Here is a 15,928-nt window from a genome sequence, read left to right on the forward strand (position 1 = left end):
CGTTCACGACATCGACGCTCCCGGCGTCAGGTCGCCAGCTTGAGCGCCTGCGAGAAGTCCGCGATCAGGTCGTCGATATCCTCGATGCCCGCCGAAAGCCGCAGCATGCCGTCGGAGATGCCCATCGCCTTGCGCGTTTGCGCCCCGGCTTCGAAAAAGATCGTCGGCGCGACGGGAATGATGAGCGTGCGCGTGTCGCCGAGGCCGGTCGCCTTGATCGGCAGTTCGAGCGCGTTGACGACGTCGATCATGCGCTCCACGTTGAGCAGTTCGAACGAGAGCAGCCACGACGCGCCCTTGAAGAGCGCCTGTGCGACCTCGTATTGCGGATGGCTCTTCAAGCCCGGATAGAACACCTTGCCAATGGCGGCATGGCCTTCGAGAAACTGCGCGAGTGCGAGCGCATTGTCGCTGCTTTGCTTCACGCGCAGGGCGAGCGTTTCCGCGCCCATCGCGATGGCGTGCGCCTGCTCGGACGACAACGATGCCCCCATGTCCCGCAGGCCCTTCTTGCGGATCTGCAGGAGCCCCTGATCTTTCGCCGCCGAACGCCGGTAGTCGTCGGCGATGTTCGGGTACGCGCTCCAGTCGAACAGGCCCGTATCGGTCACCGCGCCGCCGAGCGCGGCGCCATGGCCCGCGATGGTCTTCGTCAACGAGTTGATGACGAGGCTCGCGCCGACCGCCTTCGGCTGGAACAAGGCGGGCGAGGTAATCGTGTTGTCGACGACGTAGACAATGCCGCGCTCGCGGCACAGCTCGCCGATGCCTTGCAGGTCGGGAATCTGCGTGCCCGGATTCGCGATGGTTTCGACGAACACCATGCGCGTATTCGGCTGGATGGCGTTCTTCACGTTTTCGGCGTCGCAGGCGTCGACGGTCGTGACTTCCACGCCGAGCGTGCGCAATGTGCCGAACAGGCTGTTGGTATTGCCGAACACATAGCGGCTCGACACGAGATGATCGCCCGCGCGCAGCAGCGTGAGGAAGGTCGCCGTGATCGCGGCCATGCCGGTGCTGAAGCAGACCGTGCCGGTGCCGCCTTCCAGGCTCGTGATCTTGCGCTCGAGCGCGGCGGTCGTGGGGGTGCCTTGCCGCGCGTAGTTGAAACCGCCTTTCTTCGTACCCTGAAACACGCCGATCAGGTCCTCGACGCGCTCGAAACCATATTGCACGGACGTATGAATCGGCTGGCGCACGCCGCCGTGCTCGGTGCCCGCGATCCTGTCGCCGTGAACGATGCCAGTGGTGAAGCCTTGCTTGCTCATTCTTACTCCGTTTCTCAAGTCGATTGCGTTTGGCACATTATCGCCTGTAACGCGTGTCGCCGGCACCCACGCGCACCGGGCCCATCCGGCGCGCGCTAACGCAGTTCGGACTCCGACGGTTCCAGCACGCTGCGCAGCTTGCCGAGCAGCCAGTTGACGAACGCGTTGTTGTGCCGATAGTGATTCCAGGTGGGAATCTGGCGGGCGCCCAGAATGCGTTTGAACTCATAGGACGTCGCGCCCAGCTCGATTTCCTCGAAGCCTTCCCGAATGCCGAATTCGACCGTGCGAATGAACATGGCGAAATACAAGCCGTATTGCTGGCTCTTGTCGTAGTCGAGCCCGATATAGCGGTTGACGAGGTGCCGTCCCTTGCCGATCAACTGGGTGAAGCCAATCAGCTCGTCGTCGAGAAAGTACAGCAGATAATGGCTAAGGCTGCGGGTATTGGCGAAATACTCCGGCGTGAGCTTCTCGAACTTCAACTCGGCCTTTTGCCAGGTGTTCAGATAGAGCGCATACACGCTGGCGACGAGGTGATCGGGCAGCCCCGCGCATTCTTCATAGCGCAGCGCGGCGGCTTTCTTCAGTTTGCGCTTGAGCAGGTTCCTGCGGTCGCTCTTCATGGCCAGGTAGTAGTCCGGGCCGATCGACAGCACGGGCACCGGCAGGCCTTTTGCGGCCACGAAGCCGCGCAGCGGCAAGTCCTCGGCGAAACCCTTGTACGCGAGCAGGCTCCCTTTCTTCGCAAGCGCGGTGCTGATGGCCGCGAGCGTCTCCTGCGAGACTTCGCCCTGGATGCGGCCGGCATCGACAGTCGGATGCCCGATGCAGGCCAGCTTGAAGCGGATCCAGCTCAAGCTGCGCTTCAGCCAGCCGCTGGGAAGCAGGGTGTTGAGCCGGAAATCCATCACGAAGTAGGGCGCCACGGTAACGAGCGCGCTGTCCCGGTACACGGCGAAATAACCGAAGCTGAAATCATCCAGCCGGGCCGTCTGAAAGGCCTCGTAAAACTCCGCACCCTCCGGCTCGTCGCGCAGAAACCCCTCCGGCGGAGCGGCCAGATCCTCGATGTGCAGCATGGATTGCGGTCCCATTTTTCTGATTGCTTTGTCGACTGCCCGATGTCGGGCACCGATTGTCGGCGATCTGCGCTTCGTTGTCGATTGGCATCGCCGCGCTCGCGGGAGGCGTCACAGCTGCGAATCGAGCAGGGCAGCCGCGTGTTCGAGCAGCTTTTCCCTGAACGACCGGCGGCGCCAGTCCTCAAGCGTGATGCGTTTGGCGAGGGCGACATCGGCATCGAAAATGGCCGTCTGCTGGCGCGCGAAATCGCGGTCGTAGATGTTGAGATTGGCCTCGTCGTTGAGCTTGAACGAGCGGCTGTCGAAGTTGGTCGAGCCGACCGACACCAGGTATTCGTCGACGACGATCAGCTTGCAGTGGAACATGGTCGGCTGATACTCGTACATCTCCACGCCGGCCGCGAGCAGGTCGCCCCAGCACGCGCGCGACGCCTCGCGCACCGTGTGGGTGTCGATGCGCTTGCCGGGCGTGATGACGCGCACCTTCACGCCGCGCTTCACCGCCTCGACGATCGCGTTGATTGTCAGCTTGTCCGGCACGAAGTACGCCGTCGACAAATGGATGGAGCGCGCCGCGGCGGTGATCGCCATGAGGTACATCAGCTCCATGTCGTCGCTGCCGCCCGAGGGCGAGCTGCTGAACACGTGCGCGAGGCCGTTGCCCGCGGCGTCGATCGCGGGAAAGTACTGCGGGCCGTGCAGCACATTGCCCGTCGACTTGACCCAGTTGTCCATGAAGACCGCCTGCATTTGTCCGACCGCCGGGCCTTCGATGCGAAAGTGCGTGTCGCGCCAATGCTTTTCGTCCTGCGCGTGCCCGGTCCATTCGTCGGCGATACCCACGCCCCCCGTAAAACCGACGCGTCCATCGATCACGAGCAACTTGCGGTGCGTGCGGTCGTTCATGCGGCCGAGGCCGGTCCAGTGGGGCTTGTGATACAGCACGAGCTGGGCGCCCGCCTCGCGCAGCATCCGTTGATAACGCTTGTCCATCTTCGACGAGCCAACCCAGTCGAGCAGCACATGCACGGCGATACCCGCGCGCGCCTTGTCGGACAGCGCACGCGCGATTTCCTCGCCAATCGCGCCGGACCAGTAGATGAAGGTCTCGAAGGTGATGGTGTGCTGGGCCGAGCGGATGCCCGCCAGCATCGACGGAAAGATTTCGTCGCCGTTCACGAGCGCGTCGAAGCGGTTGCCTCCCACGACGGGCGGCCCGAGCAGCAGCCCCATCGAGCGGATGAACTGCGGACTCTCGCTCGCGTAAAGCCGGTTGATCTTGTGCTCGATCTTCTTTTCGCCGCTCGTGAGGTTCGCAATCACCAGGATGACGACGAGCGTCACCGCGACCGTCACGACAATGAGGGCAATGGTCGACATGCGTGGGCCTCGCCTCGCGGATGGGAACGATGCCCTGCTGTAGCACATTGCATGCGCAAGCAGCGCCGGGCGATCAATCGGGCTCGTCAGCCCCGGCCATGGGGTCCAGATTCGCCTGCAATTTCATGATGACGCGGTGCAAGGTCTTGATTTCGTTGACGGTCACGCCCTCGGAGAGGCGGCTGACCCAGGGGGCCTGAAGACGCATGGCCGCTTCGAAGGCTTGCCGGCCCTCGTCGGTCAAAACGACAAGCTGCGCGCGGCGGTGGTGGGGGTTGGCCTCGAAGCGGACCAGACCGTCGTTGGCGAGGTCGTTCACGATTCGTTGCACGTTTTGCCGGTTGGCTCCCAGATCCCGGGCGATCCAGGCCACTGGCTGCGGCCGCTCCGCGGCACTGATGGCGCCAAGCATTTGCCAGCGTGCGCTCGTGAGCCCGAGGCCCTCGACCAGGCGGTCGCCCGAGGTGAGCAGTCCGCTATTGAGCCGGAAGAGATCGAGCATGATGCTCGACAGGAGTTCGCCGGCCGGTGTTCTCGCAGGTTCGCGCATATGTCACCCTATTTCTAAATTGACATCATCATGTCAATTTACTATAAATTGGCCATGACCGGTTGACATCATGCTTTTAGAATCTGGAGTGCACCATGCTGCAATTGCGACCGCTTGATCCTTCCTTCCCGATCGAGCGTCAACTTGCCGTTGACGCCGAGCCCGTTGTGCTCGTGAACGTTTTCACACTGGATCTGGCCGATGAGGCGAAGTTTCTCGAGGCCTGGCAGAACGACGCCGCGTTCATGAAGCAGCAACCCGGTTTTATTTCAACGCAACTCCATCGCGCGCTTGGAGAGCAGCCGGCTTATATGAATTACGCTGTCTGGGAATCCACGGCGCATTTTCGGGCGGCGTTCTCTCAGCCGGCGTTCCGGTCGAGTCTGGCCGCTTATCCTTCCTCGGTGATCGCGTCGCCGCATATCTTCCAGAAAGTTGCCGTGCCGGGCATTTGCGGGAGCTAGGCTTTTTTGCCGTCGTTGCGGCTCGATTTCAGGTCGCTGCCGGTTGCCGGCCCTCGGCCGCGTGGCGGCGAAGAGCGGGCAAATCGTGGAAAAACAAGGCCATGATCAATAGGTACCGGCGGCCAGAACCGTTGAGATCACGCCGGTCGCGCTGGCAACGAGCACGTAGTCGCCGGCTACGCCGACCCAATGGTAGCCGCGCGGGGGCGCTTTCAGGCCATGCTGATTCCAGTTTTCGACCACGAAAATCCGGTCACGGTATTCAGGCGGCAGGCGGTCGCCGCGATGCCAGTCGCGATGCGGAATCGCACCGACCGGACGGTTGGCTCTTTCGATCGACGTGGGCGGCGGGTTGCCAGGGCGGTGTTCAGGCTGCGATGCGAACGCGGTGCCTGTCGTTGCGAGCAGGGCGGCAATAATGAAGAATGTCGTGACTTTCGCTTTCATGGTGAATGCTCCAAATAGCGTTCAGGAAAAGAGGAAGTGAGATTAAATTTCCTTAGGAATGTTGATCACTCACTAACGGATTCACTTCCACCGGATTCGCTGGCGCGACGCTCCTCATCGGCGACGCGGTTCGACGTACGCTTCTTGACGAGGGATTCGCCGTGCGGGACAGAGGTCGGCGCTGGCAAGCGGGCCATAGCCATGAACGGCGCCATCATGAGGAGGCCGGCAATCGCGAACGAGGCGTTGAGTCGGTTGATGTACGAGTTCATGGTTTTCTCCCTGGCAATGAAGTAAAGGATGACTAAATTATCGATGGATTGACTCGAGGCTCGAGGGAAGCCGCGGGAAGACTGCGTCCGAATCCAAAGCTTGCACCAAGTTTACATTCCGTAAGATTTGCTTTCAAGCAATGGGAGCGAAGTTTTTGTGCGGCGTATCGCCTCACAAAATTAGAGCGCGAACACGGCGGCGGTGGCTGCCATAGCCGCAAGGCGAGCCGCGGCCGGGCGTGTCAGTCAGTGACGGCCAGCCTGCGTTGCACAGACCAGCCGGGGAACAGGCTCAGAGCGCGAGGACGCGAGCCTCGATGCGCGCGAGACGCTTGACGTGGCGCGGCGCGGGTACGAGATCGGCGCCCGAAAACAGCACCGGGGCGCCGTGCTGCGCGTCGAGTGCTTTGTCCCCGCAATCGTACGCGACGATTACCTGCTCGCCAACGGGCGTGTTGAACAGTTCATGCCACGAGAACGTCACGAAGTAGCCGTCATGGCCGACGGCGAGGAAGATCATGCGCTTGAAGTCGCCGTCCACGTCGTTGCGCAGTTCCGCGTGCGCGAGCAGGTCCGTCAGGCGTACGCCGCGATAGGGCGCGACCGTCCGGATGAAGCGCTGCGTCGTGTAGCAGCGCAGGTCGAACGCCGGGCCCGTCACGGCCGGATATTGCCGGAGCGCCTCGAGCGAGAGGGACAGCGGACGCACGAGGCTGCCCGTGAGCTGGAGCGGGGCTCTTTGCCCGGCGGTGTGGTCGATCGGGGCAGGGGCGGTCGCGATTTCCATGCATGAGTCTCCGGGCCGGCAATGTAGCATTCGCTATAGTCCCGCGTATATTACGCTCGCGATCGGCCGGAGTCAGCCTCGCGAGCAAGATGCCGGACATGCCGCGGCGGTTATGTCCCCCAAGGCGCGCGGCGTGCGCGTGAAATCAGGCGATGGCGCCCTCCCTGAGCCTGAACGCGGCCACGGTCTCGCGAAGCGCGTGCGCCTGCTCGGCCAGCGCATACGTCGCCGCCGATGCCTCCTCCACGAGCGCCGCGTTCTGCTGCGTGACCTCGTCCATTTGCGTGACGGCGATGTTCACCTGCTCGATGCCCGTCGACTGTTCGCGCGACGCCGTCGAAATGTCTTGCACGGTGCCGGAAACCCGCTGCACGGCTTCGACGATCTCGTCGATGATGTGGCCGGCGTCGGCCACCTGGGACGATCCGCTTTCGACGTGTTGTTTCGACTGCTCGATGAGCGCCTTGATCTCGCGCGCCGCGCTCGCGCTGCGCTGCGCGAGCGTGCGGACTTCGCCCGCGACAACGGCGAAACCGCGGCCTTGCTCGCCCGCGCGCGCCGCTTCGACGGCGGCGTTGAGCGCGAGAATATTGGTCTGGAACGCGATGCCGTCGATCAATCCGATGATCTCGCCGACCTTGCTCGAACTGTCCGCAATGGACTGCATCGTGCCGACCACGCCGCGCATCACCGTGCCGCCGCGCGCCGCAGTCTGCGCCGCTGTACCCGCAAGCGAGCTGACGTGCTCCGCATTCTGCGCGTTCATGCGTACGATCGACGTCAGCTCTTCCATGCTCGCGGCCGTTTCTTCGAGCGACGCCGCCTGCTCTTCGGTGCGCGAGGACAGATTCTGGTTGCCCGAGGCGATCTGTGCGCTCGCCGTTGCCACGCCTTCGGCGTTGGCGCGGACCTCGCTCACCACGCGCGCAAGGCTCGTCTGCATTCTCGCGAGCGCCGTGAGCAGTTCCGCGGTTTCGTCGTCGCCATGCGCATGCAGATCGGTCGACAGGTCGCCGTCGGCGACCTCTCGCGCAAAGTCCACGGCGCGGCCCAGCGGGCTCGTTACCGTGCGGCTGAACAGCACGCCGCCCGCCAGCGCGAGCAGGAACGCGACCACCATCAGCACGGCGCTCACGAGGGTGGCGTGCGCGGCCTGCACCGCGGCCTGTGCGGCCACTTGCGCATTGGCGGCGGCAATGGTCTGCGCGGCGCGGTCGAGCAGTTGGGCCGGCGCGCGATCGACGCCGGCGACCACGGTATCGCCCGCAACGGGATCGGCGCCCGCCGCCTTGAATGCCTCGAAGCCCTTGCGATACCCCTGGCCCATCGCCTCGTGCGCCTCGGCGAACTGCGCGACGAGCGAGCGCGCTTCGCCTTCGGGCAGCTTCGTTTCGAGCGCGGCGGCGAGATCGTTCACGGTGCGCTCGCGCTTCTGAAACGCGCTCCAGTAGCGATCGAGTTTCTGCGGGTCCTTGCCGCGCAGGAGTGTGTCTTTCCACTCCTGCACCTGCAGCTTGAACTCGACGAGCGTGGCCGACACCATGCGCTCGTTCGCGGCGGCGTCCTGCACGGTGGTGCCGTAGGTATCGATGGCCTGATTGAGCGTGTGGATGCCGTAGAACGCACCCGCCGACATGAGGGTGAGGGAGGCGGCGAAAGCGAGCGGAATTTTGCGGCTGAGTTTCATGGGGGGGCAAATGGCTGTAAATGCAAGGCGCATGACGCGCCGACCTCCTTATTACGGCTCGAGCCTGCCCTTCTTGAGTGTTTGTGCATTTCGCCGCCTTTCGTCATACGTAAGCGGTTGCAAGCACCTTGCGCGCGGGCGGCGCCGCGAACTATTCCTTACAAAAGCAGATCGGATGAAATAATAAGGTTTGCGAAATAACTGGCTGTCCAACGTGGCGAGATACGATTGAGGCGAGGGACGGTGAAGCGACGGACGCAGCGACACCCAGCTCCTGGCGCTTTCCAGTGCCTCGATCTGACCGGTCTGTGAATTGTGCCGATACACGAGGCCGCTCCGGCCACTGAGGTCGATGGCTTTTACCACGTCGCCCGAACGCTAACAGAACACCCGGCGTTTCGGTCATATTCCAGCTTGCCTGGCGCGCACACGTATCCGTTTTTATCGCGTTTGTGTCGGCGGTATATGCCGCTGGGCTGGGCGCGCGCGTTCACGCGCGGTTGATAGAATTGCGCACCGCGCAAGCAACCCCTCGATTCGAAGGAGCCAGTCTGAATGTCGCCGAACACGGATGCCGAATTTTTTCGCCTTCTCGCAAACAGCTATCGCCGCCTGTTGGGCATTGCGCTCGTGCCCGAAGGCATGAGCGACACCGAGGGCGCGGCCTGGCTCTACGAGCACGCGCCGTTCGGCTTGCTTGCGCACGGCACGCAGGCGGACCCCGTGTTCTTGTATGGCAATCGTCGCGCACAAGCGATCTTCGGCTACGACTGGGACGAAATCACGGCGCTGCCTTCGCGTCTTTCCGCGCAGGCGCCCGAGCGTGGCGAGCGGCAGGCATTTCTCGATTCGGTGACGCGCGAAGGCTTCGTGAAAGACTATCGCGGCATCCGCATCACGAAGTCAGGGCAGCGCTTCTGGATCGAGCGCGCGACCGTATGGCAGCTGATCGACGAAGCCGGCGTGCTGCACGGGCAGGCGGCGATGATTCCGCATGTCGCGCCTTGCTGATGCGGCTTGGGCTCACGAAGCCCGTCATTATTTTGCCTTCGGCGGACCCTTGCGGTTCGCCTGCGGCGCTGCCACGGCATAGCCCGCGAGAAATACGTCGATTGCCCGGTTCACGACCTCCAGCAATTTCGCGCGCGAGGCTTTGACCTCATAGCCAAGCGTCGCGATTTCGACCAACTCGGCTTCGAGAAGCGCCAGCAGATGGTGCGCGGCGACGCCTGGGTCACACGGCCGAATCGTGCCCGCCTCGATCGCGCTGGCCAGAAAGTCGCGCACATGCATCAAGCCCCGTTTCGGACCCGATTCGTACAAGGCCCGGCCCACGTTCGACCGGTCGACCTCCTGATAGCACAGCCGGCGCGTCGCGAGAAAAGAGGGCTGCAGCATGGCCGTCAGGTAATGGACCCCAAACGCGACGAGCGACTCGCATAGCGGCATATCGAGCGTCAGCTGACTGAACGCATGGCGGATTTCCGTTCCGGCGCGGCTCGTCATTGTTTCAGCAAATAACGCCTCTTTCGATTCGAAATAGCTATACAGCGTCGCCTTCGACGCGCCCGAACGAGCCGCGATTTGCGTCATCGACGCCTGCTCGAAGCCGACGTCCCGGAACACGGCCAGCGCGGCTTCGATGATGGATTGACGCTTTTCTTCGGTCTTCTTTCTCATGGGGTCTCCCTTCCTCACTCGCTCTCGGGCTGGGACGCGAGCGTCCACGCCAATACGCTGGCCCGTCATGGATTGAAACATTCGTTGCCAGGTAAGGCGATTGACAGCCATCGATCGTTCCATTATAAACCATACCGTTCAGTTTAGTTATGTGACCGGGAACAACCCATTCAGGGTTGGAAGCTGAAGCGCAACGAGGCATCAACCTTTCCGGGCTGCAAGACTTCAACCGCTTAGTACTGCGAGTCAATGGCTTCGCGCCTGCTCATGTTCCGGCAAGGCGAGTCAACACACGATTCGATGGGATATATGCCACAACAGATTCATGCAAGAGAGGGGTGGAGCAGGAAAAGCCAACGCCTGGGCACGGCGCTTTTCTGCTCGACCGTCATATTGATCGCCGGCTGTCAACGTCACGACGCCGGGATGCCCGCGAACCCCGCCAGCCAGAGCGTCGAAGTCGGCGTGAAGACGCTCGCACCGCAACGCATCGTGATGACGGCCGAGCTTTCGGGCCGGCTTTCGTCGCTCAAGGTTTCGGATGTGCGGCCGCAGATTGGCGGCATCGTGCAGAAGCGGTTCTTCGTCGAGGGTTCGGACGTGAAGGCGGGGCAGGTGCTCTACCAGATCGATCCGGCCACCTACCAGGCGACGTACGATCAGGCGCGCGGCACACTCGCCAAGGCGGAGGCAACGCTCGCTTCTGCAAAGACGAAAGCCGACCGCTACGCGCAGCTCGTGAAGATCAACGCGGTCAGCGCGCAGGACAACGACGACGCGATCGCGGCCGTTCGCGAGGACGAGGCCGACGTGATCGCCGATCGCGCGTCGCTCGAGTCGGCGCGCATCAATCTCGGCTACACGCGGATCACGGCGCCCATTTCAGGCCGCATCGGCGCTTCGTCGGTGACCGAAGGCGCGCTCGTGACCTCGGAGCAGACCACCGCACTCGCCACCATTCAGGCATACGACGAGATGTACCTCGACGTCACGCGCTCGAGCGCCGACTGGCTGCGCTTGCGCAAGGCGTTTGCCTCGGGCCGGCTCAAGCGCTCGGGCACGGGCGCGGCGGTGCAGCTCGTGATGGAAGACGGCACGCCGTACGGCCACGCGGGCGTGCTGCAGTTTTCGGGCATCACCGTCGACGCCACAACGGGTTCGGTCACGCTGCGCATGGTCTTCCCGAACCCGGAGGGTGAACTGCTGCCCGGCATGTTCGTGCGCGCGCAACTCGACGAGGGCGAGAGCACGAGCGCGCTGCTCGTTCCGCAGCTCGCGGTCACGCGCGCTTCGGACGGCGGCGCGGGCGTATGGGTCGTCGATGCGACCGGACACGCGAAGCAGGTTGCGGTGCACGCGGACAGTGCCTATGCAGACCAGTGGATCGTCACGAGCGGACTGAAAGCCGGCGATCGCGTGATCGTGAGCGGGCTGCAGAAGGTGCAGGCCGGCGTGGCGGTTCACGTGGCGGCGGATTCGGCCACCGCGGTTGCCGCCTCGTCTGCTGCGGCATCGTAAGGAGGGCGCATGGCAGGTTTCTTCATCCAGCGCCCGATCCTCGCGTGGGTCGTTGCGATCGTCATCATGTTGATCGGCGGCGCGGCGACCACTACGCTGCCGATCGAGCAATATCCGACCATCGCGCCGCCTTCGGTGCAGGTCACGGCGACCTATCCGGGCGCCTCTGCCGACACGGTCGCGAAGACCGTCACCCAGGTGATCGAGCAGAAGCTTTCCGGCATCGATAACCTGCTGTACATGTCGTCGACCAGTAGCGGCGCGGGGCAGGCGACCATCAACCTGACGTTCAAGCCCGGCACCAATCCGGACATCGCGCAGGTGCAGGTCCAGAACAAGGTGACCCAGGCCACCGCCTCGCTGCCGGAGACGGTGCAGGAACAGGGCGTGCAGGTTGCGAAGGCGTCGAGCGACTTTCTGATGATCGTCGCGCTGTCGTCGCCGGGCGGCACGCTCAATTCGATCGACCTCGGCAACGTCATCGCGACGCAGATCGAGGACCCGCTTACGCAGATCAACGGCGTGGGCGACGTCACGCTGTTTGGCGCGCAGCATGCCATGCGGATCTGGCTCGATCCCGTGAAGCTGCGCAGCTTCGGCGTCACCGCGTCCGACGTGACGACCGCGGTCACCAACCAGAACGTGCAGCTTTCCGTCGGCGAACTCGGCGGCGCGCCTGCTACGGGTTCCCAGGCGATCAACGCGACGATCTCGGCGTCGAGCCTGATGACGACGGCCGACCAGTTCGGCGACATTCTCCTGCGCGTGAATAGCGACGGCTCGAAGGTTCGGCTCAAAGACGTCGCGCGCGTCGAGGTGGGCGGCGATTCATACGATACGTCCTCGCGGCTCGACGGCAAGCCGGCGGCCGCGCTGGCCGTCAAGCTCTCGACTGGTGCGAACGCCATGGCGGTTGCGAAGGCCGTGCGCGCGAAGCTCGTAGAGCTGCAGCCGCAATTGCCCAAGGACGTGGCGATTGCCTATCCGTACGACTCCACGCCGTTCGTGAAGATCTCGATCGAGGAGGTCATGAAGACGCTCTTCGAAGCGGTGATCCTCGTGTTCCTCGTGATGTATCTGTTCCTGCAGAACCTGCGTGCGACGCTGATTCCGACGATCGTCGTGCCGGTTGCGCTGCTGGGCACGCTAGGCGTGATGTCGGCGATCGGCTTCTCGATCAACGTGCTTTCGATGTTCGCCATGGTGCTCGCGATCGGCCTGCTGGTGGACGACGCGATCGTCGTCGTCGAGAACGTTGAGCGCATCATGGCCGAGGAAAAGCTCGACGCGAAGGCGGCGACGAAGAAGGCGATGGGCCAGATCACCGGCGCGCTCGTGGGCGTGACGACCGTGCTGACCGCCGTCTTCATCCCCATGGCCTTCTTTTCCGGCTCGACCGGCGCGATCTATCGCCAGTTCTCGGTCACCATTGTTTCGGCGATGGTGCTCTCGGTGCTGCTCGCCATGACGCTCACGCCCGCGCTCTGTGCGAGCCTGCTGAACCCGTCGGCCGTCGAACACGCGCAGAGCCGCGGCTTGCTTGGCGCGTTCAATCGCTTCTTCACGAAGAGCAACGCGCGCTACAGCACCACGCTTGCTCGCGTGGTGGCAAAGCCCGCGCGCTGGATGCTCGGCTATGCACTCATCGCGGGCGTGGTCGGTATTCTGTACGTGATGCTGCCATCATCGTATCTGCCGGAGGAGGATCAGGGCTCGATCATGGTGTCGATTTCGGCGCCGGTCGGCACGCCTTCTTCGAAGACGCTGAAGACCGTCGCAGCCGTCGAGCAGTATTTCCTGAAGCAGCCCGCGGTGACGCACGTGATGGCCGTGAACGGATTCAGCTTCAACGGGCAAGGGCAGAACAACGCGCTCGCGTTCGTCCAGCTGAAGGACTGGAGCCAGCGCGGATCGAACGATAGCGCGCAGGCGGTGATCAATCGCGCGAACGCGGCCTTTGCGGGCAATCGCGATGCACAGATCTTCGTGATGAACGAGCCGGCGATTCATGGTCTCGGCACGCAAAGCGGTCTCGACTTCGAGATCGAGGACCGTGCGGGCCAGGGTCATGACAAGCTGCTGAAAGCGCGTAACCAGTTCGTCGCGCTGGCCGCGAAGGATCCGTCGCTCGCAATGATGCGTCCCGCGGGCCTCGAAGACACGCCGCAGCTCTACGTCGATATCGACCGGGAGAAGGCGAGTGCGCTCGGGCTGTCGATCGCCGATGTCGACACGACGATCTCCACCGCGTTCGGCTCTGCGTACGTGAACAACTACATCGATACCGGGCGCATCCAGAAAGTCTACGTGCAGGCGGACGCACCGTACCGGATGATGCCGGACGACATCGGGCAATGGTACGTGCGCGCGGATTCGACGTCGTCGAGTACTTCGTCATCCTCGAGTTCGTCCTCGAGTTCGTCGTCGAGTTCGACTTCGGGTTCGACGTCTACCTCGTCCACGACGACATCGGGCTACGACGGCCAGATGGTGCCGTTCTCCGCGTTCGCCACCACGCGCTGGACGTTCGGGCCGCCGCAGATCGAACGCTACAACCGCGAACTGGCGATGCAGATGAGCGCACAGCCAGCGCCCGGTGTGAGCACCGGTCAGGCGATGGCCGCCGTCGAAAACCTCGCGAAGCAGTTGCCAGCCGGATTCGGCATCGAGTGGACGGGGCAGTCGTACCAGGAAGTGCTTGCCGGTTCGCAGGCCACCTATCTGTATGCGATTTCGCTGATCGTGGTGTTCCTGTGCCTCGCGGGGCTGTACGAAAGCTGGTCGGTGCCGCTCGCGGTCATTCTCGTGGTGCCGATCGGCGTGCTCGGCGCGTTGCTGGGCGCGCATTTGCGCGGCCTGTCGAACGACGTCTATTTCAAGGTCGGCCTGCTGACGACAATCGGCCTCGCAACCAAGAACGCGATTCTGATCGTCGAATTCGCGAAAGACCTCCAGGAACAGGGCCGCGGGCTCGTCGAGGCCACGCTCGAAGCGGCGCACCAGCGTTTGCGGCCGATCCTGATGACCTCACTGGCGTTCGTGTTCGGCGTGCTGCCGCTCGTGATCAGCACCGGCGCGGGCTCGGCCGCGCGCCATGCGATCGGAACCGGCGTTGCCGGCGGGATGATCGCGGCGACGGCGCTCGCCATCTTCTTCGTGCCCGTGTTCTTCATCGTCGTGCGCCGGCTGTTCAAGGAGCATGGCGACGGCGAAGCCGTGCAGCCCGCAAAGGACCAGGAATGAAATTGAAGCTTCTATCCGTGCTCTGTGCGGCAGCATTGAGTGCGTGTTCTCTCGACCCGGTTTATCAGCGGCCCGCAGCGCCGGTCGCCACCGCGTGGCCAACGGGCGCCGCGTACGACGCCGGTGCATCGGCGGCTACGCCTGCCACGTCACCTGCAGCACCGAACGCGGCCGACATCGGCTGGCGCGATTACTTCAAGGACCCGCGACTGCAGGAGCTGATCGCGCTCGCACTCGACCACAACCGGGACCTGCGTGTCGCGGCGCTGCAGGTGGCCGAGTACGAGGCGCAGTACCGCATCACGCGCGCGGAGCTGGCGCCGACGATCGACGCCGGCGGCTCGCTCACGAACACGCGCACCGATGGCGCGGTCAGCCACTCGAATACCGTTTCGGTCGGCACGACGTCGTGGGAAATCGACTTCTTTGGGCGCATCCGGAGCCTGAAGCGCCAGGCGCTCGAAAACTATCTGTCGACGCAGGCCTCGCGCACCAGCACGCAGCTTTCGCTCGTGGCCGACGTGGCGACCGACTATCTGCAATTGCTCTCGGACGAGACCTTGCTGAAGGTCTCGTCCGACACCGCCGCGGCCGACCAGAGCACGTACGACCTCACGGTGAGCATGATGAAGATCGGCAGCGCGTCGCTTCAGGACGTGCGCGAGGCGCAGACCTCGCTGGCGAGCGCACGCGCGAGCGTGGCGTCATACACGCGCGCGGTGGCGCAGGACCGTAACAATCTGATCGCCGAAATTNGCTGCCCGTTGCCCGATGACTTTGCCACCGGGTCCACGCTGCTCGAGAGCGACGCCATGTTCGCCGACGTCGATGCGGGCATCCCGTCCGATCTGCTCGCGCAGCGGCCCGATATCATCGAGGCCGAGCATACGCTCAAGGCGGCGAACGCAAATATCGGCGCCGCACGCGCCGCGTTCTTTCCCAAGATCGAGCTGACGGCGAGCGCCGGCACGGCCAGCACGAGCCTCTCGCAACTCTTCAAGGCGAGCACGGGCGCGTGGACGTTCGCGCCGACGATCACGATGCCGATCTTCGATTACGGCAGCAACAAGGCGTCGCTCGACGTTGCGAAGATCGAGAAGGATATCGACGTGGCCGACTACGAAAAGGCGATCCAGACGGCATTCAAGGAAGTGTCGAACGCACTGGCGGGGCGCGCGACCTATGTCGATCAGGTCGCAGCGGACCGCGACTACGTGACATCGGCGCAGGATTACTACGATCTCGCGCAGGCGCGCTACAAGACCGGCACCGACAGCTTCCTGACCGTGCTGACCGCGCAGCGCACGCTCTATACCGCACAGGAGCAACTCGTCACCGACGAGCTGGCGAAGCTCTCGAACCAGGTCACGCTGTACAAGGTGCTGGGCGGCGGCTGGTCCGCGGCGAGCGTGCATGAGGCTGCCGCAAGCGAGCAGGCGCGTTCCTGACGCATGCAGTCCAAAATGCAGTCCCGGATGCGACCCAGGCGAGCGACCCGCTAGAATTGCAATGGCCGGCGCTGCGTTGTGCGGCGGCGCTTGCGACTT

Annotated in this window: 14 protein-coding genes; 5 read left to right on the forward strand and 9 right to left on the reverse strand. The window is 63.6% G+C overall.

The window, feature by feature from the left end:
• Window positions 1-26 precede the first annotated feature (26 nt).
• From A3CW_RS0136575 to A3CW_RS0136590, 4 genes are all read right to left on the reverse strand, one after another.
• Window positions 27-1,268 carry a cystathionine gamma-synthase family protein gene (locus tag A3CW_RS0136575; protein ID WP_028207964.1) on the reverse strand — a complete coding sequence of 414 codons (1,242 nt, stop codon included), beginning with the start codon at window positions 1,266-1,268 and terminating at the stop codon, window positions 27-29.
• 95 nt (window positions 1,269-1,363) lie between these two features.
• Window positions 1,364-2,365 carry a GNAT family N-acetyltransferase gene (locus tag A3CW_RS0136580; protein WP_081771986.1) on the reverse strand — a complete coding sequence of 334 codons (1,002 nt, stop codon included), beginning with the start codon at window positions 2,363-2,365 and terminating at the stop codon, window positions 1,364-1,366.
• A gap of 96 nt (window positions 2,366-2,461) precedes the next feature.
• Entirely contained in the window at window positions 2,462-3,733 is a 1,272-nt protein-coding gene (gene cls / locus A3CW_RS0136585; RefSeq protein ID WP_028207966.1) for a cardiolipin synthase, read from the reverse strand.
• A gap of 73 nt (window positions 3,734-3,806) precedes the next feature.
• Complete coding sequence (locus tag A3CW_RS0136590; protein ID WP_407669802.1) at window positions 3,807-4,235, reverse strand: MarR family winged helix-turn-helix transcriptional regulator; 429 nt, start codon at window positions 4,233-4,235, stop codon at window positions 3,807-3,809.
• A 143-nt stretch (window positions 4,236-4,378) separates the two neighbouring features.
• On the opposite strand from A3CW_RS0136590, the gene A3CW_RS0136595 reads away from it, so the two are divergent.
• Window positions 4,379-4,747, forward strand: coding sequence for an antibiotic biosynthesis monooxygenase family protein (locus A3CW_RS0136595; RefSeq protein ID WP_028207968.1), 369 nt, complete (start codon window positions 4,379-4,381; stop codon window positions 4,745-4,747).
• 105 nt (window positions 4,748-4,852) lie between these two features.
• Here the strand turns inward: A3CW_RS0136595 and A3CW_RS0136600 are convergent, their stop codons facing one another.
• From A3CW_RS0136600 to A3CW_RS0136615, 4 genes are all read right to left on the reverse strand, one after another.
• A complete protein-coding gene (locus tag A3CW_RS0136600) occupies window positions 4,853-5,194 on the reverse strand; it encodes an RcnB family protein (protein WP_028207969.1) in 342 nt (113 codons plus the stop codon).
• A 65-nt stretch (window positions 5,195-5,259) separates the two neighbouring features.
• Complete coding sequence (locus A3CW_RS52735) at window positions 5,260-5,466, reverse strand: hypothetical protein (protein WP_154678146.1); 207 nt, start codon at window positions 5,464-5,466, stop codon at window positions 5,260-5,262.
• Window positions 5,467-5,758: 292 nt separating this feature from the next.
• A complete protein-coding gene (locus tag A3CW_RS0136610; protein ID WP_051481956.1) occupies window positions 5,759-6,253 on the reverse strand; it encodes a molybdopterin-dependent oxidoreductase in 495 nt (164 codons plus the stop codon).
• A gap of 145 nt (window positions 6,254-6,398) precedes the next feature.
• A complete protein-coding gene (locus A3CW_RS0136615; protein ID WP_028207971.1) occupies window positions 6,399-7,940 on the reverse strand; it encodes a methyl-accepting chemotaxis protein in 1,542 nt (513 codons plus the stop codon).
• A gap of 555 nt (window positions 7,941-8,495) precedes the next feature.
• On the opposite strand from A3CW_RS0136615, the gene A3CW_RS0136620 reads away from it, so the two are divergent.
• Window positions 8,496-8,951, forward strand: coding sequence for an MEKHLA domain-containing protein (locus A3CW_RS0136620; RefSeq protein WP_028207972.1), 456 nt, complete (start codon window positions 8,496-8,498; stop codon window positions 8,949-8,951).
• Window positions 8,952-8,978: 27 nt separating this feature from the next.
• On the opposite strand, the gene A3CW_RS0136625 is transcribed toward A3CW_RS0136620, so the two are convergent.
• Window positions 8,979-9,743, reverse strand: coding sequence for a TetR/AcrR family transcriptional regulator (locus A3CW_RS0136625; RefSeq protein ID WP_407669803.1), 765 nt, complete (start codon window positions 9,741-9,743; stop codon window positions 8,979-8,981).
• Between the two features lie 186 nt (window positions 9,744-9,929).
• On the opposite strand from A3CW_RS0136625, the gene A3CW_RS0136630 reads away from it, so the two are divergent.
• From A3CW_RS0136630 to A3CW_RS48780, 3 genes are read left to right on the forward strand one after another with little or no spacing between them, the layout of a single operon-like run.
• Complete coding sequence (locus A3CW_RS0136630; RefSeq protein WP_028207974.1) at window positions 9,930-11,138, forward strand: efflux RND transporter periplasmic adaptor subunit; 1,209 nt, start codon at window positions 9,930-9,932, stop codon at window positions 11,136-11,138.
• 9 nt (window positions 11,139-11,147) lie between these two features.
• Entirely contained in the window at window positions 11,148-14,381 is a 3,234-nt protein-coding gene (locus A3CW_RS0136635) for an efflux RND transporter permease subunit (protein WP_028207975.1), read from the forward strand.
• Window positions 14,378-15,829 carry an efflux transporter outer membrane subunit gene (locus A3CW_RS48780; protein ID WP_035515029.1) on the forward strand — a complete coding sequence of 484 codons (1,452 nt, stop codon included), beginning with the start codon at window positions 14,378-14,380 and terminating at the stop codon, window positions 15,827-15,829. The genes A3CW_RS0136635 and A3CW_RS48780 overlap by 4 nt, the downstream gene beginning before the upstream one ends.
• Window positions 15,830-15,928: the final 99 nt, after the last annotated feature.

Source organism: Paraburkholderia nodosa DSM 21604, assembly GCF_000519185.1.
GTDB lineage: Bacteria > Pseudomonadota > Gammaproteobacteria > Burkholderiales > Burkholderiaceae > Paraburkholderia > Paraburkholderia nodosa.

Coding starts and splice junctions, on each gene's coding strand:
- A3CW_RS0136575 (WP_028207964.1), bottom strand. CDS start 1,268: ATGAGCAAGCAAGGCTTCACCACTGGCATCGTTCACGGCGACAGGATC.
- A3CW_RS0136620 (WP_028207972.1), top strand. CDS start 8,496: ATGTCGCCGAACACGGATGCCGAATTTTTTCGCCTTCTCGCAAACAGC.
- cls (WP_028207966.1), bottom strand. CDS start 3,733: ATGTCGACCATTGCCCTCATTGTCGTGACGGTCGCGGTGACGCTCGTC.
- A3CW_RS0136615 (WP_028207971.1), bottom strand. CDS start 7,940: ATGAAACTCAGCCGCAAAATTCCGCTCGCTTTCGCCGCCTCCCTCACC.
- A3CW_RS52735 (WP_154678146.1), bottom strand. CDS start 5,466: ATGAACTCGTACATCAACCGACTCAACGCCTCGTTCGCGATTGCCGGC.
- A3CW_RS0136595 (WP_028207968.1), top strand. CDS start 4,379: ATGCTGCAATTGCGACCGCTTGATCCTTCCTTCCCGATCGAGCGTCAA.
- A3CW_RS0136600 (WP_028207969.1), bottom strand. CDS start 5,194: ATGAAAGCGAAAGTCACGACATTCTTCATTATTGCCGCCCTGCTCGCA.
- A3CW_RS0136590 (WP_407669802.1), bottom strand. CDS start 4,235: ATGCTCGATCTCTTCCGGCTCAATAGCGGACTGCTCACCTCGGGCGAC.
- A3CW_RS0136610 (WP_051481956.1), bottom strand. CDS start 6,253: ATGGAAATCGCGACCGCCCCTGCCCCGATCGACCACACCGCCGGGCAA.
- A3CW_RS0136580 (WP_081771986.1), bottom strand. CDS start 2,365: ATGGGACCGCAATCCATGCTGCACATCGAGGATCTGGCCGCTCCGCCG.
- A3CW_RS0136625 (WP_407669803.1), bottom strand. CDS start 9,743: ATGGAACGATCGATGGCTGTCAATCGCCTTACCTGGCAACGAATGTTT.
- A3CW_RS0136635 (WP_028207975.1), top strand. CDS start 11,148: ATGGCAGGTTTCTTCATCCAGCGCCCGATCCTCGCGTGGGTCGTTGCG.
- A3CW_RS0136630 (WP_028207974.1), top strand. CDS start 9,930: ATGCCACAACAGATTCATGCAAGAGAGGGGTGGAGCAGGAAAAGCCAA.